Consider the following 19,915-nt stretch of genomic DNA (forward strand, 5'->3'; position numbering starts at 1 on the left):
CTCGCTCATGCGGCCCCCGTACCCCATCTCTCGCGCGCCCTCGGCGCACCGCCCGGGCAGGCGGTGCTGCCATGGTCACACCGAGCGATTGAATAGTCAATAAACCTTACAGTTGCCTGAGTGCCCGGGCCCGGGGAGAGTGCGGCTATGGATCCCGCCCTGCTGGCCGACGCCACGAGCCCGGCCGACATCCCCGGCGTACGCCTGCTCGGCCTCGTCGTCGGCGCCCTGCTGCTGCTCGCCGCGATCCGGGCCATGTTCGGCAAGCGCTGAGAAACGGCGCCACCGGTGTGACCGGAGGGCGTCGGGGTACCGCGTGGACGTCAGCAGGTACGCGCGCCGAAGGGGACACCATGAAGATCGGTTACTTCCTGTCCAGTGAGGAGTACACGCCCGAGGAGTTGCTGGAGCAGGCGCGCGGCGCCGAACAGGCTGGCTTCGAGGCGCTGTGGATCTCCGACCACTACCACCCGTGGGTGGACGCCCAGGGCCAGAGCCCGTTCGTCTGGTCGATGATCGGCGCGCTCAGCCAGGTCTGCTCGCTGCCGGTGACGACGGCCGTGACGTGCCCCACCGTGCGGATCCACCCGGCGGTGATCGCCCAGGCGGCGGCGACGAGCGCGGTGCTGCACGGTGGACGGTTCGTGCTCGGCGTCGGCACCGGCGAGGCGCTCAACGAACACATCTTCGGCGACGCCTGGCCGCAGGCCGACGTCCGGCTGGAGATGCTGGAGGAGTCCGTCGAGGTGCTGCGCAAGCTGTGGGAGGGCGGCTTCGTCAACCACCACGGCACGCACTACACGGTCGAGCACGCCCGCATCTACACGCTGCCCGACGCTCCCCCGCCGATCTACGTCTCCGGGTTCGGCCCGAAGGCCATCGACCTGGCCGCCCGCATCGGCGACGGCTACGTGAGCACCATGCCGGACGGCGACATGGTCCGGCGCTTCCGCGAGAACGGCGGCGGCGACAAGCCGTGTCAGGGCGGCTTCAAGGCGGCGTACGCGGACAGCGAGGACGAGGGCGTGCGCATCGCGTACGAGCGCTGGCCCAACGCCGGGGTGCCCGGTGAGCTGTCCCAGGTGCTGCCCTCGCCGCGGCACTTCGAGCAGGCCGGCGAGCTGGTCAAGCCGGAGATGATGAAGGAGGCGTTCGTCTGCGGAAACAGTGCCGACGCGCACCTGGAGATGATCGACAAGTACGCCAAGGCCGGCTTCGACGAGGTGTACGTGGCCAACACCGGCCCCCACTTCCAGGGTCTGTTCGACCTCTACCGGCGCGAGGTCCTGCCCCGACTGCGCTGAGACGACGAGTTACGAGCCCATGATCGTCGAAGGTGTTTCGGCGGTCATGGGCTCGGGTACCTCCGGCCCTCGATGAAACTGTCCACGCATTCGATGTCGTTGCGCCGCGCGGCGCGCAGCCTGTTCGGCTGGAACGCGCTGCGGCCCAACCAGCTGGCCGCCATGCGCGCGGTGATGAAGCGACGCGACGCGCTGGTGGTCCTGCCCACCGGCGCCGGCAAGTCGGCGATCTACCAGATCCCGGCGAGCCTGATCCCCGGCCCCACCGTGGTGATCTCCCCGCTGCTGGCCCTGCAACAGGATCAGATCGCGGCCCTCAACGAGCGGCAGCGCCCCGAGCTGCGGGCGGTGCGGATCAGTTCGAACGAGTCGGCCACCCAGCAGGCCGAAGCGATCGCCGAGGTCCGCGAGGGTCGGGCGGAGTTCCTGTTCATCACCCCAGAGCAGTTGAGCAACCCCGACCGGATGGCCGAGGTGAAGTCGCTCAAGCCGGCGCTGGTGGCGATCGACGAGGCGCACTGCATCTCGGCCTGGGGGCACGACTTCCGCCCCGACTACCTGGCGCTCGGGCACCTCATCGAGGGCATCGGCCGACCGCCTGTGGTCGCGCTGACGGCCACCGCCTCCCCGCCGGTCCGCGACGACATCATCGCCCGGCTGCGCCTGCGCGACCCGGAGCTTGTGGTGTCCGGTCTGGACCGACCCAACCTGTTCTTGGAGGTGGCGCACTGCCCCACCGAGGACTACCGGTGGCGGCGCCTGATGACCCTGCTGCGCGACGAGGGTCGGCCGGGGATCATCTACGTGCCGACCCGCCGGGCGGCCGAGGAGTTGGCCGGCCGGTTGACCGACGCCGGTTTCCCGGCGCAGTTCTACCACGGTGGGATGGCCGCCGGCCCGCGCGCCGAGCTGCACGAGGCGTTCCTCGCCGACCAGGTGCCGATCATGGTGGCCACTTCGGCGTTCGGCATGGGCATCGACAAGCCGAACATCGCCTGGGTGGTGCACATGGCGCTGCCCGACTCGCCGGACAGCTACTTCCAGGAGATCGGCCGGGCCGGCCGCGACGGTGAACCGGCCCGGGTGCTGCTGCTCTGGCAGGCCGAGGACGTGGGCCTGCAACGCTTCTTCAGCGGCGGCCTGCCCGACGAGAACGAACTGCGTGACCTCGCCGCGCTGCTGCGCCGCAAGCCGGCCACCAAGACCGATCTGCGCGAGGCCACCGGGCTGGGCCCGCGCAAGCTCGGCCAGTACCTGTCACTGCTGGAGCAGGTCGGTGCCGCCGAGCCGCGCGCCCGCCAGCGCATCGGCGCGCCCCGCTACTCCCCGAAGCCGACCGAGGCCGCCGCCGCCGCGCTGGCCGAGGCCGAACGGCAGCAGACCGTCACCCGCTCGCGGACCGACATGATGCGGGCCTTCGCCGAGACCACGGCCTGCCGGGGCCAGACCCTGCTTGCCTACTTCGGCGAGCAGATGACCGAGGTCTGCGCGCACTGCGACAACTGCCACAACGGCACCAGCGTCGCCGACCAGGGCGCGGTCGGACCGTTCCCGGTGCACAGCCGGGTCCGCCACCCGGAGTGGGGGCAGGGCATGGTGCTCAGCTACGAGGACGACAAGATGACGGTTCTCTTCGACGAGGTCGGGTACAAGACGCTGTCCGTGCGCGTGGTGTCCGAACAGGGCCTGCTGACGCTGGACTAGCCTGACCCGGGCACCGATTGACCACACAGAGCAGGGCGGAAGGGGCGTTGCCGTGATCGAGCAGCCGGCGTACACCGGTTTTGGTTTCTCCGACGGTGAGTGGGGGCTGCTCGTCGGCCTGCCGCAGTCGGTGCTGACCGCCGCCAGCGCCGCCGAGTCCGACGGCACCCGCCGGACGATGGCGGAGAACGCGGCCGGGCTGGAGACCATCGCCGCCGGCCGGGAGTCGGCCAGTGCGCTGGTCGCCGCCGTGGCCGGCGAGATCGTGACCCGCGTCGGTGACCCGGAGACCGGTGAGGAACTGCCTGTCATCGAGCCCGCCGACCCCCGGGCGTACATCGACGACGTGCTGCTGCGGGCCGGCGAGGCCGCCGCGCTGCTGGCCGCGCGCGTCGACGAGGGCGAAGCCGGCGCGTACAAGCACTGGCTGGTCACCATCGCCGAGCAGGTGGTGGGCGCCGCGTCCAGCGGTGGGCTGCTGGGCCTCGGCGGTGAGACGGTAAGCGACTCCGAGCGGCGCTTCCGGGACCGGCTGGCGCACGTCCTCACCGACTGACCGACGACACAGGCGTACCGGTCGGCTCGGCGGCGGTCACCGCCGCGGGGTCGGCCGGTCGCACACCGCGCAGCGTCAGCAGCGCGGTCGCCGCTCCCAGCAGCATCGCCGCCATGGCCGCGTACGCGGCCAGGTGCAGCCCGTCGGCGAACGCGTACCGGGCGGCATGCAGCACTGCGTCACCCAGCTCCCCCGGCAGCCCCTTGGCCACGGCGAGCGCACCGCCCAACGTCTCCCGAGCCGCGTCCCGGGCGCCCTGCGGCAGGTCGGCGGGCAGACCGTCGACGACCTCGCGCCGGTAGACGGCCGCGCCCACGCTGCCCAGGATCGCCATTCCCAGCGCGCCGCCCAGCTCGCTGCCGGACTCGGTGAGCGCGGAGGCGACGCCGGCCTGCTCCGGCGGCGCCGCGCCGAGGACCAACTCGGTGACGAGGGACATCACCATCACCAGGCCGCCCGCGTAGACGCTGGCGCCGGCCAGCAGCAGCCACAGGGGCGAGTCCGGCGTGACCCGGGTCAGCACCACGAAGCCGAGCACCGCGATCCCGAAACCCGCCCCGATCAGGTACGCCCGCTCCACGCGCTGGGCGAGCGCGGCGGCGGCCGGCGCGACACCTCCGACGGCGAGCGACGGTACGAGGCTCCACAGTGCCGCCCGCAGCGGGCTCATGCCGAGCACCAGCTGGAGGTGCTGGGTGGTGAAGATGGCGAAGCCGACGAGCGCGAACATCGCCAGCAGGTTGACCGCGAGCGAGCCGCCGAAGCCGGGTCGGCGGAACAGCGCCAGGTCGATCATCGGGTACGCGCGGGTCCGCTGCCGGCGCACGAACAGCGCCGCGACGAGCAGGCCGGCGACGACCGCGAGGACCCGCGTCGCGTCGACGCCGTCGCGAGCCATCTCCTTGATGCCGTAGATCACCGGCAGCAGCGCGCCGAGTGACAGGACCGCGCTGACCAGGTCGAACGGCCCGGCGGCCGGGTTGCGGAACTCGGGCACCAGGACCGGGGCGAGCAGGAGCAGCATCAGCATCGCCGGAATGTTGATGAGGAAGATCGAGCCCCACCAGAAGTGCTCCAGCAGGACGCCGCTTAACACCGGACCGATCGCGATGCCGCCGGTGAGCGTGGCCGTCCAGATGCCGATCGCGGTGCCCCGCTGCCGGGCGTCGTGGAACATGTTGCGGACCAGGGCGAGGGTGGAGGGCATCAGTGTGGCGCCGCCGATGCCGAGCACGGCACGCGCGGCGATGAGCGTCTCGGCGCTGTGGGCGTACGCGGCGAGCAGCGACGCCGCGCCGAACGCGGTGGCGCCGAGCAGCAGCAGTCGGCGCCTGCCGATCCGGTCACCGAGAGCGCCCATCGTGATCAGCAGGCCGGCCAGTACGAAGCCGTAGATGTCGAAGATCCAGAGCTGCTGGGTGGCGGTGGGGCGCAGTTCCTCGCTGATGAACGGGACGGCGAAGTAGAGCACCGACACGTCCATCGAGACCAGGAGCAGCGGCAGCATCAGCACCGTGAACCCGATCCACTCCCGCCGGCCCGCCCTCGGTGCCTGTGTGATCGTCGTCGTCATGATCAGATCCCTTCTGCGTATGCCGTACGCTGTAATGCGTAGACCATACGCAGAACTAGGATGGCGAAGCAAGGAGGACATGTGGCGGCGAAGAAAGACGACAGCGGGCCGGCGCTCCCCCCGGCCATCGAGAGCGCCTGGGGGCTACGCGAGCGGCCACCCAAGGGGCCCCGCCCCGGGCTGAGCGTGCCCGGCATCGTGGACGCCGCCGTACGGGTGGCCGACGCCGACGGGCTGGCCGCCGTCTCGATGAGCCGGGTCGCCAAGGAACTGGGCGCCGCCACGATGGCCCTCTACCGCCACATCGGCTCGAAGGACGACCTGCTCCTGCTCATGGTCGACGCGGGCTACGGCCCACCGCCCGGCCCGGCTGCCCCCGGCGACGGCTGGCGAGCCGGCCTGACCCGCTGGGCCCGGGCCGAACGCGACGTGCTGCGGCACCGCACCTGGCTGCTGCACGTGCCGATCACCGGCCCGCCGATCACCCCCCAGCAGCTCGGCTGGCTGGAGGACGGGCTGCGCTGCCTCGACGACACCCACCTGGCCGCGGGCGAGAAGATGTCGGTGATCCTGCTGGTCACCGGCTACGTCCGCAACGAGGCCACGCTTACCGCCCAGATCGCCGAGGGCAGCCGGGCGGCCGGCGTCAAGCCCGGCGAGATGATGCCCGCGTACGGTCGTACCGTGGCCCGACTCATCGATCCCGCGCGCTTCCCCGCACTGCACCGGGTGCTGACCTCCGGCGTCCTCAACCAGGACGACGACCCCGACGACGAGTTCACCTTCGGCCTCGACCGGATCCTCGACGGCATCGAGGCACTCGTCGACCGACGAGCGTCCTGAGGGGCGCCGATGCTGCACCGGCAGACCGTCGACACCACAGTCCTGCCCCCGGGCGAGCGGTTCGGCATGTGGCTGGACCTGGTCGCGCGTACCTCGGCGCCGATGCGGATCTCATCCGCGCACGACGACGACTTCGCCGCCCACGCCGCCTTCATCGAGCTCGGCCCGATCCATCTGGTCAAGTACCACTACCCGTCACTGGAGGCCACCCGGACCCCCAAGCTGATCCGCCAGTCGGACCCGGAGGTGTACATGCTCGCCCTCACCACCGACGGCGTCGGAACGTCGAGCCAGGACGGCCGTCACAGCGAGATCCGGGCCGGTGAGTTCACCTTCTACAACGTCTCCCGCCCGCACGACGTCGGCCACCACGCGACCGACCCCGAGCGGGAACGCGCCACCTCGGTCATCACGATGATCCCGCACGCCGCCCTGCCACTGCCGCCGCACCGGATGGCCGCGCTCTTCGGGGGAAAGATGTCCGGCCGGGAGGGCATCGGGGCACTTCTGGCACAGTTCCTGCTCCAGGTCACCGGGCACCCCGAGCAGTACCATGCCGCCGACGCCGGCCGCCTCGGCGCGGTCGGACTGGACCTGGCCACCACCATGCTCGGCCGGCATCTGGTCGCCGAGGACGAGGTGCCGACCGAGGTACGCCGCCGGGCGCTGGTCACCCAGGTGCAGGCGTACGTCCACCGCCACGTCGGCGACCCGGCGCTCAGCCCACGGGTCGTCGCCGACGCCCACCACATCTCGTTGCGCTCGCTGCACCGGCTGTTCGAGGCCCAGGAGACGACAGTGGCCTCGTACATCCGCGACGTGCGGTTGGCCCGGTGCCGGCGCGACCTGACCGACCCGGCCCTGCGTACCCAGCCCGTCCAGGTCATCGCCGCGCGGTGGGGCTTTCCCGACAAGGCCCACTTCAGCCGGGTGTTCCGGGCGGCGTACGGCGCCAGCCCGCAGGCGTACCGGGAGTCCACCTCGGATCCGGCACGGATCGTCAACCGCCCGGCATCCACCGTCAACCCGCCTCCGGCAGACTGACTGGGCAGCGGCCGGCCGTCACCCGGTGGGCCGCTAACGGGGGGCCGTGGCGAGGCGCCCGCCGCCATGCGCGGCGGGCGGCCGCCCGGTGTCCCAGGATCGCCGGCGGGCCGCTCAGGCCTTTTCCAGCGCCGCCAACACGACCCGTTCGGCCTCCTCGCGCGGCGCGCCCGGGTCGACAGGCACCACCACCCCGTCGTGGTAGAGGTCGACGACCCGAGGGTCCACGTAGGACGTCCGGGCCACCGTGGGGGTGTTGCCCAGCAGGTCCGCCACCTCACGCATCACAGCCGCCACCGCCCTGCGGCGCGCGGTCACCGAACGGGCCAGGCCGACAGTCGCCAACTCGGTCGCGGCGAGCACCGTGGCGTGCCAGGTCCGGAAGTCCTTGGCCGTCATCTCCCCGCCGCTGGCGTCGCGCAGGTAGCCGTTGACCTCGTCGCTGCGCACGTCGCGCCACTCCCGGCCGTCCCAGTAACCGAACAGCCGCTCGGCACGCCGCCGGCGCCGACGCAGGTCGACGAGCACCCCGCACAGCTCCGGATCCTCGATCCGGCGTACCTGCTCGATGCCGCCCTTGGCGGGGAACTCGAAGACCACGCAGCCGCCCCGGGTCCGGGCGTGCTCGGGGCGCAGGGTGGACACCCCGAACGTCGGGTCGTCGCCGGCCGCGTACTGCTCGTTGCCCACCCGGAACATCCCCATGTCCAGCAGCCGGGCCACCGTGGCGAGCACCCGGTCCCGGCCCAGGCCCCGTCCGTCCAGGTCCCGACCCACCCGCTCGCGCAGCGCCGGCAGCCGCCGCGCCACCTCCAGCATGCGGTCGAACTTCGCCTCGTCCTGCTTCTCCCGCCACACGGGGTGGTAGAGGTACTGCTTGCGGCCGGCCGCGTCGATGCCTGTCGCCTGGATGTGCCCGTTCGGGTACGGCGAGATCCACACGTCCTGCCAGGCCGGCGGGATGACGAGGTCCCGCAGCCGGGCCAGGACGTCGGGGTCCCTGACCGGGTCGCCGGCCGGGTCGAGAAAGAGCCAGCCCCTGCCGCGCCGGCGACGCCGGTATCCCGGCCGGCCCGGATCGCTACGCCGCAATCGCACCGGAGACCCGCACCACCCGTTCCACCTCGGCCACGGCGGCCAGCACCTCGTCGAGGCCCAGGGCCGCCAGCATCGGGTGGCTTCCTACCCCGTCCCAGCTGGGCCAATCCATCTCGCCGGCCCAGAGCACGCGATGCCGGGGGCGGTCCGGTGGTGGCCCCCAGAGCGCCGGCGGCACCGGCCCGAACAGCACCACCGACGGGGTGCCGTACGCGGTGGCGACGTGCGCCACCCCGGTGTCCCCGCTGACCACCAGGCGGGCGCCGGCCACCAACGCGGCGAGCGCGCCGAGGTCGGTCCGCCCGGCGAGCACGGCCTCGGCCGGCAGTCCGGCGTCGTCGGCCACCCGTACGGCGATAGCCCGCTCGTCGGCCGAGCCGGTGAGCAGCACCCGGTGCCCCTGGTCGGTGAGGGCGCGGGCCAGTGCCGCGAACCGGTCCGCCGGCCAGCGCTTCGCGGGGATCTTGCTGCCCGGATGCAGCAGGGTGGCCCCGGTGGGCAGTCCCGCCGGCTCGGGCCGGCGCAGGCCGAGGTCGGCGCGGTCAGCCGGGATGCCGTACCAGGACAGCAGCCGGCACCAGCGGTCCACCTCGTGTTCCCGCTCGACCCACTCCGGTCCGGCGGGAAAGCCAGCCTCCTGGTTGGCGAAGGCGAGCAGCCGCCCGGGCCGGGTCGCGGCCAGCAAACGGTGCGATCCCGGGCCGCGCCCGTGCAGGTTGACGGCGACGCGCGGCGCCGACCCGACCCGCACCGGCCGGTCCAGACCGTCGGTGTCCACCAGCCGGTCGACGCCGCCGACCAGGTCGACGAGCGGGGCCAGCCAGGCCGGCGCGGCGAGCGCCAGCTCCCGACCGGGGTACGCGGCCCGCAACGCCCGCAGCGCGGGCACGGCGGTGACCAGGTCGCCGACGCCCAGGGCCCGCAGGACCAGGATCACGGGTACGACGTCTCCTGCTCGGCGCAGACGACAAGTTCCCGTACCGCGCACCCGGCCGGCTGGTTGAGCGCGAACATGATCGCCGCGGCGGTGTCGGCGGGGTCGTTGAGGATGGCGTCCGGTCCCGGCTTGTACTGCGGGTCCCGCTCGTCGAAGAACGCCGTCCGCATCCCGCCCGGAAGCAGCAGGGTCACGCCGACCTGGCCGGCGAGTTCGGCGGCCAACGCCCGGGTGAAACCCACCACGCCGAACTTCGCGGCGCAGTACGCGGTGGCGTCGCTTACCGCCTTGACGCCCAGGGTGGAGGCGACAGTGACGACGCGGCCCCGGGAGGTCAACAGGAACGGCAGCGCGGCCCGGATCACGGCGGCCGTCGCGAGCAGGTCGACGGCCACGATCCGGTCCCACGTCTCGCCCGGTACGTCGGCGAGCCGGCCCGGCACGTCCATGCCGGCGGCAGTGACCACCGCGTCCAGGCCGCCGGCCTGCTCGGCGAGGTGCCGCGTCGCGGCCTCGGCGGCCCGGGTGTCGGCCAGGTCGCACTCGGTCCAGGAGACTCCGTCGACAGGCGGCTGCCGGTCCAGTACGAGCGGCCGGCCGCCGGCGGCGGCCACCGCGGCGACCACCGCCGCGCCGAGCCCGCTGGAGCCGCCCGTCACGAGGACGCTCGGGCCGGTGGCGGTCATCGGACCCGCTCCGGCGTCGACACCGGCGCGACCGAACGGGCGATCATGTCGGTCGTGGACCGACCGTCCAGGTAGGGCACCACCACCGTGTTGCCGCCCCACCGGCGCAGGACCTCCGCCTCCGGCAGACTCGCGGCGTCCCCTCCCCCGGTGGCGTAGTCCCCGCCCTTGACCCAGATGTCCGGCCGCAGCCACGACAACGCCGCTTCCGGGGTCGACTCGTCGAAGACCATGACCGCGTCGACGCAGCTCAGCGCCGCGAGCAGCCGCGCCCGGTCCCCCTCGGACATGACCGGCCGGTCCGGCCCCTTCAACCCGGCCACGCTGGCGTCGGAGTTGAGGCACACGATCAGGCAGTCGCCGAGCTGCCGGGCGGCCTGGAGGGTCGCCACGTGCCCGGCGTGCAGCAGGTCGAAGCAGCCCCCGGTCGCCACCACCGTGCCGCCCGCGGCACGGACCTCGGCCAGCAGCGCGGCGACGGGAGCGACGCCCACCCGGTCACCGCCGGGGCCGGGCACGGCGGCACGTACCGGATGGTTGCGGTCGCCAGCCGGCGACGGCAGGGCCGCGGCGACACCCCCACCGGCCACGTACGCGGACGCCTCCGCGACGGCCGCCTGCACCGCCTCGGAGACCAGCGCGCCCTGGGCCAGCGCGAGGCTGGCGGCCGCCGCGAACCGGTCGCCCGCGCCGCAGGTGTCCCCCTCGGCGCTGCCCGGGGTGGGCACCACCAGCGGCGTCGACCCGGCGTGGCAGAGCAACGCGCCGTCCCCGCCCAGGGTCACCGCGACCGCCCCGGCCCGCCAGCGCCGGCGCAGCCCCTGCGCGCCCCGGGACGCGGCGGCCAGCCGGGACGTCCCGGGCAGCGCCGGGACCAGCTCGCGCACCTCCGACTCGTTCGGAGTGGCCAGGTGCACGCCGGGCACCGCGGCGGGGCCACGCGGATGCGGGTCCCACACCACAGGCGCGCGGGTGGCGGCGAGGGCGTCGCGCAGCGCCGGCTGCCGGGCCACCCCCCGGCCGTAGTCGCTGACCAGCACCGCCGACGACGCGCCGATCACGCGCAACACCTCCTCGGAGGGCTGGCCCGGCTCGCCGGGCACACCGCCGCGGTCATGGCGCAGCAGCACCCGGCCCCGGGCCCGCAGCCGGATCTTCTCCGGCGTCGCACCGGACAGGGGCAGCGGGTACACCCGCACGCCGGCGGCGGCGAGCAGGGCACTCAGGCGGGCACCACCGGCATCGTCGGCTAGAGCGGTCACCAGCACCACCTCGGCGCCCTGCGCGGCGGCGAACACCGCCGCCAGACCGGCCCCACCGGGCCGGTCGGTGGCCACCGTCTCGTCGAGCACCGGCACCGGCGAGTCCGGGCAGAGGCGGTTCACCACCCCTTCCACGTCCCGGTCGAGCAGGGTGTCCCCGACCACCACCACGGGTCCCCTCACGCTTTCCTCCTCATCCTCACGCGTCGACCTGCTGTCCGGCCCCGCCGTCGAGCACCACCTCGACCCCGGTCCGAACCGGAGACGACGACGCGGTGACAGCCGACGGGGGCAGTTCCTTTTCGAGGTACTCGCAGATCAGATGACTCGTGACGAGGTGCAGCTCCTGAACGACCTGGGTGTCGGTCGACGACACGGCGAGCACCTCGTCGCACGCCTCGGCGAGGGCGTTGGGAGTCGGACCGGTGAGCGCCCACGTGGTGAGGCCGGCGTCGCGGCCGGCCCTCGCGGCGGTGAGCAGGTTCTCGCTGGCGCCGCTGGTGCTCAGCAGCAGCAGGACGTCGCCGGGCCGCCCGTGCGCGCGGACCTGCCGGGCGTACACGTCGGTGTAGCCGTAGTCGTTGGCGATGGCGGTGACCGCACTCGTCTCGGCGTGCAGGGCGATCGCCGACAACGGCTGCCGGTCGTGGTGCAGCTTGCCCACCAGCTCGGCGGTCAGGTGCTGGGCCTCGGCGGCGCTCCCGCCGTTGCCGGCGACCAGCAACCGGCCGCCGGCCGTCAGCCGGTGGGCCAACTCGGCACCCCAGCGCGCCACCTGCGGCTCGCAGAGCCGGTACGGCACCAGCGCCGCCGCCAGGTTCGTCAGGTGGGTCTCCAGCAGGTTGCCCGCCGGCATCAGGCCACCACCCGGGTCGGCCGGCGCACCGCGGCCACCTCGCCGTAGACCTCCGCCAGCCGCTCCGCGGTCGCCGCCCACGAGTACCGGGAACGGGCCCGCTCACGTGCCGCCGTGGCGTAGGCGAAGCGCCGGATCCGGTCGTCGAGCAGACCCTGGATCGCGGTGGCCAGCGCCCTCGGGTCCCGCGCCGGTACGAGATCCCCGGTCGTCCCGTCGACCACCGTGTCCCGGATGCCACCCACGGCGGTGCCGACGACCGGCACCCCGCAGGCCATCGCCTCCAGCGGGGTCAGGCCGAACGGCTCGTACCAGGGCGCGGCGACGAGCAGGTCCGCCGAGCGGTACCAGCGGCCCATCTCCTCCCGGGGCACGGCGCCGACCAGGTGCACCCGGTCGGCCACCCCGCACGTCTCGGCGAGCGCCCGCAGCCGGCGGGCGTACGGGTCGGTCTCCAGCAGCCCCTCGGGCGGGCCGCCGACCACCACGCACTCGGCGTCGGGGACCAGCGCCATCGCGCGCACGACAGTCTGGAAGCCCTTGCGCTCGACCAGCCGGCCCACGGTCAGGATCCGGGCCCGCCCGGGCTCCCGGTCGGCGGCCGGCCCGAGGGGGGCGAACGTGGAGAGGTTGACGCCGGAGGGCACCACAGTCATCCGGGACCGGGGCACTCCCATCCGGACCAGCTCGCCGACCTCGTCGCGGCACTGCGCGACCACCCGGTCCACCGAGCGGCCCAACTCCCGCTCGTACGCGATCCGGCGTGCCGGGCTGGTGTCCTGTACGCCCTGGTAGCGACGCTTCACGGTGCCCAACGCGTGGTACGTCTGCACCACCGGCACCCCGGTCTGCCGCCCGGCGGTCAACGCGGCCAGGCCACTCATCCAGAAGTGCGCGTGGATCACCTCGGGTGTCCAGTCGCCGCCCCGCCACCGCTCGACCAGCCAGCGGCTGAACTCCCGCATGTGCGGAAGCAACGCGTCCTTGGCCACCGGCTCGGCCGGCCCGGCGGGTACGTGCACCACGTCGTACCCGTCCGGGCTGCGGACCGTCACCGGCAGGTCGAGCGCGTCGCGGCGGGTGTAGACCCGCACCTCGTGGCCGGCGGCGGCGAGCGCGGCGGACAGCTCCGCGACGTGCGTGTTCTGGCCGCCGGCGTCCTCGCCTCCGAGGATGGCGAGCGGGCTGGCGTGCTCCGAGATCATCGCGATCCGCATATCTCCTCCTCCAGCAGCCGGTCCCAGTCAGCGAGGAAACGGTCGAGGCCGTATCTGTCCCGTGCGGCGGTCCGTGCCACCGCGCCGGCCTGACGCGCGGCCTCCGGTTCGGCGATGAACCGGCGGGCCGCGTCGAGCAGGGTGTCCGTCCGGGTGGCGAGGGCCCCCGCCCCCGGGGGTACGGCAGTCACCGCCTCGGTGGTGGCGAGCGCGACGACAGGCATGCCGATCGCCATGGCCTCGATGAGGCTGAGCCCGAGCGAGGTCCAGCGGCACAGGTGCAGGTACGCGCGCCGCCGCGCCAGCTCGGCGTGCATCCGGTCCTGGGGCACGTCGTCGTGGCTGGTGAGCCGGTCGGCGGGCAGACCCAGGTGGTCGGCGAGGCCGGCGACGCCCATGCCGAACACGTCGAGGGGGGCGATCTCGGCGAAGCGGGGCAGCAGGTCGGTGCCGGTGACCCGCCCCCGGCGCACCGGCTCGTTGATCACGACGGCGAGCCGGTCCAGCTCGCCCGTGTAGGACACGGCGGGGGCGACGATGCCGTGGTCGACGACTGTGGTGCGGGTGGTGCCGGTGTCCCAGAAGATCTGGTTGAAGCCTGTGACGTGGGCGATCAGCAGGTCGTCACGGTCGGCCATCGGGTGGCGCGTGTTCGGCACGTCGCCCTTGGGGGTGTTGTGCTCGACGTAGATGGCGGGGACGTCCCGGCCGGGACGGCGGCGCAGCCACTGTTCGGCCAGGTCGATCTCCTCGGGCCGTTGCAGGATGACCAGGTCGACGTCGGCGTCGGGCAGCTCGTCCGGGCTCACCTCGACTGCGGTGTCCGGCCACTGGTAGGTGCGGGCCCGGCCGAGGCCGTACGGACCCCGGTCGGGTGTGGTGGGGATCAGGTAGCGGTGACGGCCGTGCACGAACGACGTCGTCCAGGAGCCGTGCACGTGCCAGAGCAGGACGTTCATCGGCCGCCACCACCGGCAACGGCGAGCACCCGCAGCGCCTCGACCACCTCGGCCGGCTCGACGTCGCTCAGGCACGGGTGCCCGGGGACGGGGCAGCTGGCGGCCCGGGTGTCCCGGCAGGGCGCGGCGGCGTCCCCGAGTCGGACGGTCGGCACCCGGTACGGCCCCCACTGTCCGAACGGGACGGTCGGCGCGAACAGGCTCACCACCGGCACTCCGGCGGCGGCGGCGAGGTGCGCGGGGCCGGTGTTGCCGACCACCACCGCGGCGGCGTCCGCCACGATCGCGGCCAGGCCGGCCAGATCCGTCCGGCCGCCCAGGTCGATGCCGCCGGCCGCCGCGACGCGGGCGGTGACCGCTCGCTCGTCGGGACCGCCGGTGACCAGCACCCGGTGCCCGGCGGCGCTCAGCGCGCCGGCGATCCGGGTCGCCAGCTCGGGCGGGCAGGCCCGGCTCGACGCGGCCGAGCCGGGGTGCAGCACCACGTACCCGGGATCGCCGAGACCGGCCGGGAGCGGGGGCAGGGCATCCGGCCGGAGCCGGAGCACCGGCTCGTCGCCGTCGGGCAGCCGGTGGCCGGCGGCGGCGGCGAGGGAGAGCGCGCGTTCGGGCTCGGGGACGCCCACCGGCACCCGGTGGCGTACGTCCAGCAGGGAGCCCGGGTAGTCGTCGCTGATCGCCGCGATCCGGCCGATAGCGGCCATCCGCAGCAGCAGCGCCAGGGGCAGGGCCGACTGGTGGAAGGAGGTGAACACCACTGCCTGGTCCGCGTCGACGGCGGCGAGGCGCGCGGTCAGGTCGCGCACGGCCGCCGGATCGACGGGCGCCGGAGTGGGGTCGATCCACGGCAGCGGGTGTTCGATGATCTCGTCGACGCCGGGCAGCAGCTCGGCGGCGGCTCGTCCACGCGGCCCGCACAGCAGCACCACGCGCCGCGCGCCCGCCGCCACCGCACGGATCGCCGGCCCGGTGACCAGCACGTCCCCGGCCGAGTCCGACCGCACCACCAACGCCGTCCCGATCCGCTCACCGCCCGGCTCGGGGCGTACCGCCTCCTGGCGGCGCAGGATCTCCCGCACCGCCGAGGGCAGGTCGGCGGCCACCCATCCGGCGGCGGCGACCTCCTCCGGCCGGGTCACCGGTGTGGGCACCAGCACCCCCGCCGCGCCGGCGGCAAGTGCGGCGGCGACGTCCCGGCCGATGTCGCCGACCATGACGCACCGCGACGCGCTCGTGCCCAGCTGTCGGGCGGCGGCGTGCACCAGCCCGGGCGCCGGTTTGCGGCAGTCACACCCGTCGGCGTCGTCGTGCGGGCAGACCAACCACGCGTCGAAGCGGCCCAGCAGCTCCTCGACGCGGGAGTGCACCGCCCGCATCTGCTCCTCGGTGAAGTAGCCACGCGCCAGACCCGACTGGTTCGTCACCACCGCCAGTCGCAGGCCGGCGGCCCGCAACCGGTCCAGCGCCGCCCGCGCGCCCGGCACCGGCCGCACCTTCTCCGGATCACCGTTGTACGGCACGTCCTCGATCAGGGTGCCGTCCCGGTCGAGCAGCACGGCGTCGTACAGGACCCCGCGGGGGCTCCCGACGGGCCCGGACCAGGCCTGGCCAGCGCGGGCGTACACCCGGGCTGACCTGCGCTGATCCGGATCCTCCTGGTCCTGTCGCACAGGCGGCGGGTTCCCTGCGCCCCGAGGAGTAAACGTCGTCGTGGACGCGGTGGGCCAGCGCCGCCACGGGTGCCCCGCGTCGGCCTTACCCGCCGCCCGGGAGAAGCTAACCCGCAGGTCGTTAGCACCACCGCCGCGCGGGTATGGGAGCCCAGTGGCGATTGTGGAGAAAGTGATCGAAGCTCCCCCGCAGCAGGTGTTCGACGTGCTGGCCGACGGGTGGACGTACAGCGACTGGGTGGTCGGCACGGCACACGTGCGGGACGTCGACGACGCGTGGCCGCGAGTGGGCAGTCAGCTGCACCACCGGGCCGGCCCGTGGCCGTTCTCGTTGCAGGACGCGTCCACGGTGCTGGTCTGCGAACCACCGCGCCGGCTCGTGCTGCGGGCCGGTCTGTGGCCGGCCGGCGAGGCGGTCGTGTCGTTCACCCTGGAACCCGTGGGCGACGGCGCCACCCGGGTACGGATCGGCGAGGACTTCGCCGCCGGCCCGCTGCGCTGGGTCCGTAACAAGCTCAACGACCTGGTGCTGCACCTGCGTAACCGGGAGACCCTGAACCGGCTCTCGGACATCGCCACCCGTCAGAAGGGGTGACCGTGACGCAGACCGTTGTGGTGACCGGCGCGAGCGCCGGCGTGGGCCGTGCGGTGGCGCAGGCGTACGCGGCCCGGGGCGCCCGGTTGGCGTTGCTGGCCCGGGGCGAGGCCGGCCTGGCCGCCGCCGAGCGGGACTGCCGGCTGCGCGGCGCCGCCGACGTGCGCGTCCACCGGGTCGACGTGGCGGACGCGGGCGCGGTGCAGCAGGCCGCCGACGACGTCGTGCACCGCTGGGGCGGCATCGACGTGTGGGTCAACAACGCCATGGTGTCGGTGTTCGCGCCGGCGTGGGAGATCCCGGCCCGCGAGTTCCGGCGGGTCACCGAGGTCACCTACCTGGGTACGGTGCACGGCACCCTCGCGGCGCTGCGGCACATGCGCGCGCACGGTCGGGGCGCGATCGTGCAGGTGGGCTCCGCGCTGGCGTACCGGGGGATCCCGTTGCAGTCGGCGTACTGCGCGAGCAAGCACGCCGTGCAGGGGTTCAACGACTCCCTGCGGGCCGAGCTGCTGCACGACTGCCCCGGGGTGAAGCTGTCGATGGTGCAGCTGCCCGCGGTGAACACGCCGCAGTTCTCCTGGGTGCGTACCCGGTTGCCCCGGCATCCGCAGCCGGTGCCGCCGATCTTCGCGCCGGAGGTGGCCGCCCGCGCGATCGTGTGGGCCGCCGACCACGGTCCCCGGGAGCTCAACGTCGGCGGTCCGACCTGGCGTGCCCGGCTGGGCGACATCCTGATCCCCGGGCTGCTCGACCGGAAGCTAGCCCGCGACGGGTACGACAGCCAGCAGACCGGCGAGAGGATCGACCCCGGCACCTGGCGGGACAACCTGGACCACCCCGGCGACGAGGACCGGGACCGGGGTGCGGCGGGCGTGTTCGCCGACCGGGCGCGCGACCGCTCGGCGGCGCTGTGGGTGGGCACCCACAAGCCGGCGCTGTCCGGAGTCGCGCTCGCCGGTGTGGCGCTGGCCCTCACCGCGGTGGCCCGGCGACTGCGGTGAGCCGCGCTGTGGGCGCCCGCCACCATTGGGGTGACCTCGCCCGCAACGCCCGGAAGGGGAGCGTTTTCCACTCGGACGCGACAACTGGATACCCTCTCAGGTAGCCCTGTCCGCAAACCGAGGATGTCCGACATGATCGAGCCCGTGCAGCTGCCGTCGCCGTGGCGGGACGCACGCCTGACCGTCGTGGTGCCCACCTACAACGAGGCGGGCAACCTCCCGGCGCTGGTCGAGCGGCTGCTCGCGCTGCCGCTGCCGGGGCTGCGCATCCTCGTCGCCGACGACAACTCCCCCGACGGCACCGGCGAGGTGGCCGACAAGTTGGCCATCGAGCACCCGGATCGGATCGAGGTGGTGCACCGGGCCGGCAAGGAGGGCCTGGGCCGGGCCTACGTGGACGGGATCGGGCGTGCCCTCGACGGTGGCGCCGAGTACGTGGCCCAGATGGACGCCGACCTGTCGCATCCGCCGGAGGCGCTGCCGGGGATGCTCGGTGCCCTGCTCTCCACCCAGGCCGGCGTGGTGATCGGTTCCCGGTACGTGCCCGGTGGCGAGCTGGACGAGAACTGGCCGCTGTACCGCCGGGCGCTCAGCGGCTGGGCGAACCTGTACGTGCACACCCTGCTGCGGGTGCGGATCCGGGACCTGACGGCCGGCTTCAAGATCTGGCGGGCGGACGCCCTGCGGGACATCGGCCTGGACCGGGTGCAGTCCAACGGCTACAGCTTCCAGGTGGAGATGCACTACCTGGCCACCAAGCTGGGGCACACGATCCTGGAGGTGCCGATCCGCTTCGAGGAGCGGCGCGACGGCGAGTCGAAGATGACCACCGCCACCAAGATCGAGAGTGCGTTGATGCCCTTCCGCCTCCGCAACAAGCACCGCAACATCACCCGCTGACCCCGCCCCCATCTGGTTGATCAAGAGGCTTGCGTCAGATCCGGGCCGGACACCGACGCAAACCTCTTGATCAACCGGGTCTGGGGGCCGGTGGGCTTAGGTGGGGTAGACGGCTTTGTGGGCCTGGGCGATTGCGGCGGCGTAGGCGCGGCCGGTGAGCGCGCGGTCGCGGGCCAGCGCAGCGCGGGCCGCGTTCGCGCCTGGCGCGCCGTGCACCCCGCCCCCGGGGTGCGCCGACGAACTGGCCAGGAAGAGCCGGTCCACCGGGGTGTCCGCGCGGCCCAGGCCGGGGATCGGACGCAGGAACAGCTGCTGGTACGCGGCGGCCGTGCCACCGCCGAGCGCACCGCCGACCAGGCTCGGGTTCTCCTTCTCCAGGTCGGCCGGCCCGGCCACGTGCCGGCCCACGATCAGTTGCCGGAAGCCCGGGGCCGCCGCCTCCAGCACGTCCTCCATCCGCTGCACGTGCCCGACGACGTCGTCGGCCCGCCAGTCCCGCCGGAACGGCAGGTGGGTGTACGCCCACAACGACTCGGTGCCCGGCGGGGAGTGGCTCGGGTCGGCCACCGACATCTGCCCCACCAGCAGGAACGGGTCGCGGGGCAGCTCGCCTCGGGCCAGCTCGCCGGCGTAGTGGGTGAGCCCGTTCAGGTCCGCGCCGAGGTGCACGGTGCCCGAGCCGGCCACCTGCCGGTTCGTCCACGGCACCGGCGCGGAGAGCGCCCAGTCCACCTTGAGCGTCGAGCCGTCCCAGCGGAAGTGCGCCAGGTCCTCGACCAGCCGGGACGGCAGCGCCGCCGCGCCGACCAGGTCGAGGTAGAGCGCGGGGGCCGGCACGTCGGCGAGCACGGCCCGGCGGGCCCGCCACAGCGCCCCGCCGACGGTGCGGACGCCCATCGCCCGGCCTCGGGCGGTGAGCACCCGGTCGACGGCGGCGCCGTAGATGATCGTCCCGCCGCGCTCCTGGAGGCGGTCGACGAGCGCGTTGGTGATCTGCTGCGCGCCGCCGTCGGGGACCGGCCAGCCAACCTGCTGACCGAGCATGGCCAGCAGCCACCCGTACACCCCGGAGCCGGCCTCCTCCGGGGACAGGTCGGTGTGCAGGGCGCAGCCGGCCAGCAGGGCCGGCCCGCCGGGGCCGTCGAAGAGTTCGTCGCCGAGCTTTCGCACCGGCACCACGAGCCGCCGGGCCAGCCGTAGCGCGCCGGCGATCCGCAGCCGGCGCAGCAGACCCAGCCCGCCGCGTACCGGCGGGAACGGCGTGGTGATGGTGTCCAGCATCGGCTCAGCCACGTCGAGCCAGTCGGTGTACGCGTTGAGCCAGCGCTTGCCGTCACCAGGGGCGAACTGCTCGAGCGAGGCGGCTGTGACGTCCGGATCCCGGTTGATCACCGCGGCCCGCCCGTCGGGCAGCAGGTGCGCCAGCACGTCCGGGGCGTGCCGCCAGGACAGGCCGTGCCGGCCCAGATCGAGCCCGCGCAGCACCGGCGAGGCGTACCCCAGGGGGTAGAAGGAGCTGTAGAGGTCGCTGAGGTAGCCGGGCGCGGTCACCTCGCCGGAGCGGACGGCCCCGCCGGGCACGGCGGTGGCCTCCAGCACGACCACGTCCCATCCGGCGTCGGCAAGCAGGTTGGCCGCGACCAGCCCGTTGTGACCCGCCCCGACGACGACGGCGTCCGCGCTCTGCGCGCCGGTGGTAGTCATCCG

At 73.8% G+C, this 19,915-nt stretch carries 19 protein-coding genes; 9 read left to right on the forward strand and 10 right to left on the reverse strand.

Annotation, left to right across the window (positions count from 1 at the left end):
• Nucleotides 1-147: 147 nt before the first annotated feature.
• From AB0N27_RS19525 to AB0N27_RS19540, 4 genes are all read left to right on the forward strand, one after another.
• Complete coding sequence (locus AB0N27_RS19525; RefSeq protein ID WP_334628212.1) at nucleotides 148-273, forward strand: hypothetical protein; 126 nt, start codon at nucleotides 148-150, stop codon at nucleotides 271-273.
• 80 nt (nucleotides 274-353) lie between these two features.
• Nucleotides 354-1,304 carry a TIGR03557 family F420-dependent LLM class oxidoreductase gene (locus tag AB0N27_RS19530; protein ID WP_364371380.1) on the forward strand — a complete coding sequence of 317 codons (951 nt, stop codon included), beginning with the start codon at nucleotides 354-356 and terminating at the stop codon, nucleotides 1,302-1,304.
• Nucleotides 1,305-1,376: 72 nt separating this feature from the next.
• A complete protein-coding gene (locus tag AB0N27_RS19535) occupies nucleotides 1,377-3,008 on the forward strand; it encodes a RecQ family ATP-dependent DNA helicase (RefSeq protein WP_364371383.1) in 1,632 nt (543 codons plus the stop codon).
• A gap of 52 nt (nucleotides 3,009-3,060) precedes the next feature.
• Complete coding sequence (locus AB0N27_RS19540) at nucleotides 3,061-3,564, forward strand: hypothetical protein (protein WP_364371386.1); 504 nt, start codon at nucleotides 3,061-3,063, stop codon at nucleotides 3,562-3,564.
• Here the strand turns inward: AB0N27_RS19540 and AB0N27_RS19545 are convergent.
• Nucleotides 3,554-5,137 (reverse strand): MFS transporter, encoded by a 1,584-nt coding sequence (locus tag AB0N27_RS19545; RefSeq protein ID WP_364371389.1) that lies wholly within the window; start codon nucleotides 5,135-5,137, stop codon nucleotides 3,554-3,556. The genes AB0N27_RS19540 and AB0N27_RS19545 overlap by 11 nt on opposite strands.
• A gap of 81 nt (nucleotides 5,138-5,218) precedes the next feature.
• Here AB0N27_RS19545 and AB0N27_RS19550 point away from each other — a divergent pair, with 81 nt between their 5' ends.
• Nucleotides 5,219-5,980, forward strand: a complete 762-nt coding sequence (locus tag AB0N27_RS19550; RefSeq protein ID WP_364371392.1) for a TetR/AcrR family transcriptional regulator — start codon at nucleotides 5,219-5,221, stop codon at nucleotides 5,978-5,980.
• 9 nt (nucleotides 5,981-5,989) lie between these two features.
• Nucleotides 5,990-7,024 (forward strand): helix-turn-helix domain-containing protein, encoded by a 1,035-nt coding sequence (locus AB0N27_RS19555; protein ID WP_364371395.1) that lies wholly within the window; start codon nucleotides 5,990-5,992, stop codon nucleotides 7,022-7,024.
• A 114-nt stretch (nucleotides 7,025-7,138) separates the two neighbouring features.
• Here AB0N27_RS19555 and AB0N27_RS19560 read toward each other — a convergent pair whose 3' ends face one another.
• The 8 genes from AB0N27_RS19560 to AB0N27_RS19595 are packed head-to-tail and all read right to left on the reverse strand — an operon-like array spanning nucleotide 7,139 to nucleotide 15,709.
• Complete coding sequence (locus AB0N27_RS19560) at nucleotides 7,139-8,122, reverse strand: DNA topoisomerase IB (protein WP_364371398.1); 984 nt, start codon at nucleotides 8,120-8,122, stop codon at nucleotides 7,139-7,141.
• Entirely contained in the window at nucleotides 8,106-9,059 is a 954-nt protein-coding gene (locus AB0N27_RS19565) for a glycosyltransferase family 9 protein (RefSeq protein WP_364371401.1), read from the reverse strand. Before AB0N27_RS19565 ends, AB0N27_RS19560 begins: the two co-directional genes overlap by 17 nt.
• Nucleotides 9,056-9,745, reverse strand: a complete 690-nt coding sequence (locus tag AB0N27_RS19570; RefSeq protein ID WP_364371404.1) for an SDR family oxidoreductase — start codon at nucleotides 9,743-9,745, stop codon at nucleotides 9,056-9,058. Before AB0N27_RS19570 ends, AB0N27_RS19565 begins: the two co-directional genes overlap by 4 nt.
• Nucleotides 9,742-11,190, reverse strand: a complete 1,449-nt coding sequence (locus AB0N27_RS19575; RefSeq protein WP_364371407.1) for a PfkB family carbohydrate kinase — start codon at nucleotides 11,188-11,190, stop codon at nucleotides 9,742-9,744. Before AB0N27_RS19575 ends, AB0N27_RS19570 begins: the two co-directional genes overlap by 4 nt.
• A 16-nt stretch (nucleotides 11,191-11,206) precedes the next feature.
• A complete protein-coding gene (locus AB0N27_RS19580) occupies nucleotides 11,207-11,866 on the reverse strand; it encodes an SIS domain-containing protein (RefSeq protein WP_364372119.1) in 660 nt (219 codons plus the stop codon).
• On the reverse strand, nucleotides 11,863-13,080 hold the full coding sequence (locus AB0N27_RS19585) for a glycosyltransferase (RefSeq protein WP_364371410.1): 1,218 nt from the start codon (nucleotides 13,078-13,080) through the stop codon (nucleotides 11,863-11,865). Before AB0N27_RS19585 ends, AB0N27_RS19580 begins: the two co-directional genes overlap by 4 nt.
• Entirely contained in the window at nucleotides 13,065-14,039 is a 975-nt protein-coding gene (locus AB0N27_RS19590) for a glycosyltransferase (protein WP_364371413.1), read from the reverse strand. Before AB0N27_RS19590 ends, AB0N27_RS19585 begins: the two co-directional genes overlap by 16 nt.
• Nucleotides 14,036-15,709 carry an HAD-IIIA family hydrolase gene (locus tag AB0N27_RS19595; protein ID WP_364371416.1) on the reverse strand — a complete coding sequence of 558 codons (1,674 nt, stop codon included), beginning with the start codon at nucleotides 15,707-15,709 and terminating at the stop codon, nucleotides 14,036-14,038. Before AB0N27_RS19595 ends, AB0N27_RS19590 begins: the two co-directional genes overlap by 4 nt.
• 154 nt (nucleotides 15,710-15,863) lie before the next feature.
• On the opposite strand from AB0N27_RS19595, the gene AB0N27_RS19600 reads away from it, so the two are divergent.
• The 3 genes from AB0N27_RS19600 (at nucleotide 15,864) to AB0N27_RS19610 (ending at nucleotide 18,208) form a co-directional block, all read left to right on the forward strand.
• Nucleotides 15,864-16,304: an SRPBCC family protein gene (locus AB0N27_RS19600; protein ID WP_364371418.1), complete on the forward strand. Its 441-nt coding sequence runs from the start codon at nucleotides 15,864-15,866 to the stop codon at nucleotides 16,302-16,304.
• Nucleotides 16,305-16,306: 2 nt separating this feature from the next.
• Nucleotides 16,307-17,308 carry an SDR family oxidoreductase gene (locus AB0N27_RS19605; protein ID WP_364371421.1) on the forward strand — a complete coding sequence of 334 codons (1,002 nt, stop codon included), beginning with the start codon at nucleotides 16,307-16,309 and terminating at the stop codon, nucleotides 17,306-17,308.
• Between the two features lie 132 nt (nucleotides 17,309-17,440).
• Entirely contained in the window at nucleotides 17,441-18,208 is a 768-nt protein-coding gene (locus AB0N27_RS19610; RefSeq protein ID WP_139586273.1) for a polyprenol monophosphomannose synthase, read from the forward strand.
• A gap of 96 nt (nucleotides 18,209-18,304) precedes the next feature.
• Here AB0N27_RS19610 and AB0N27_RS19615 read toward each other — a convergent pair whose 3' ends face one another.
• Entirely contained in the window at nucleotides 18,305-19,912 is a 1,608-nt protein-coding gene (locus AB0N27_RS19615) for an NAD(P)/FAD-dependent oxidoreductase (protein ID WP_364371425.1), read from the reverse strand.
• Nucleotides 19,913-19,915: the final 3 nt, after the last annotated feature.

It is taken from the genome of Micromonospora sp. NPDC093244 (assembly GCF_040683695.1).
Taxonomy (GTDB): domain Bacteria; phylum Actinomycetota; class Actinomycetes; order Mycobacteriales; family Micromonosporaceae; genus Micromonospora.

Bases quoted from the DNA above. Each gene is read 5' to 3' on its own strand.
- AB0N27_RS19615 (WP_364371425.1), bottom strand. From the start codon at position 19,912: ATGACTACCACCGGCGCGCAGAGCGCGGACGCCGTCGTCGTCGGGGCG.
- AB0N27_RS19570 (WP_364371404.1), bottom strand. From the start codon at position 9,745: ATGACCGCCACCGGCCCGAGCGTCCTCGTGACGGGCGGCTCCAGCGGG.
- AB0N27_RS19530 (WP_364371380.1), top strand. From the start codon at position 354: ATGAAGATCGGTTACTTCCTGTCCAGTGAGGAGTACACGCCCGAGGAG.
- AB0N27_RS19610 (WP_139586273.1), top strand. From the start codon at position 17,441: ATGATCGAGCCCGTGCAGCTGCCGTCGCCGTGGCGGGACGCACGCCTG.
- AB0N27_RS19535 (WP_364371383.1), top strand. From the start codon at position 1,377: ATGAAACTGTCCACGCATTCGATGTCGTTGCGCCGCGCGGCGCGCAGC.
- AB0N27_RS19525 (WP_334628212.1), top strand. From the start codon at position 148: ATGGATCCCGCCCTGCTGGCCGACGCCACGAGCCCGGCCGACATCCCC.
- AB0N27_RS19555 (WP_364371395.1), top strand. From the start codon at position 5,990: ATGCTGCACCGGCAGACCGTCGACACCACAGTCCTGCCCCCGGGCGAG.
- AB0N27_RS19585 (WP_364371410.1), bottom strand. From the start codon at position 13,080: ATGCGGATCGCGATGATCTCGGAGCACGCCAGCCCGCTCGCCATCCTC.
- AB0N27_RS19590 (WP_364371413.1), bottom strand. From the start codon at position 14,039: ATGAACGTCCTGCTCTGGCACGTGCACGGCTCCTGGACGACGTCGTTC.
- AB0N27_RS19545 (WP_364371389.1), bottom strand. From the start codon at position 5,137: ATGACGACGACGATCACACAGGCACCGAGGGCGGGCCGGCGGGAGTGG.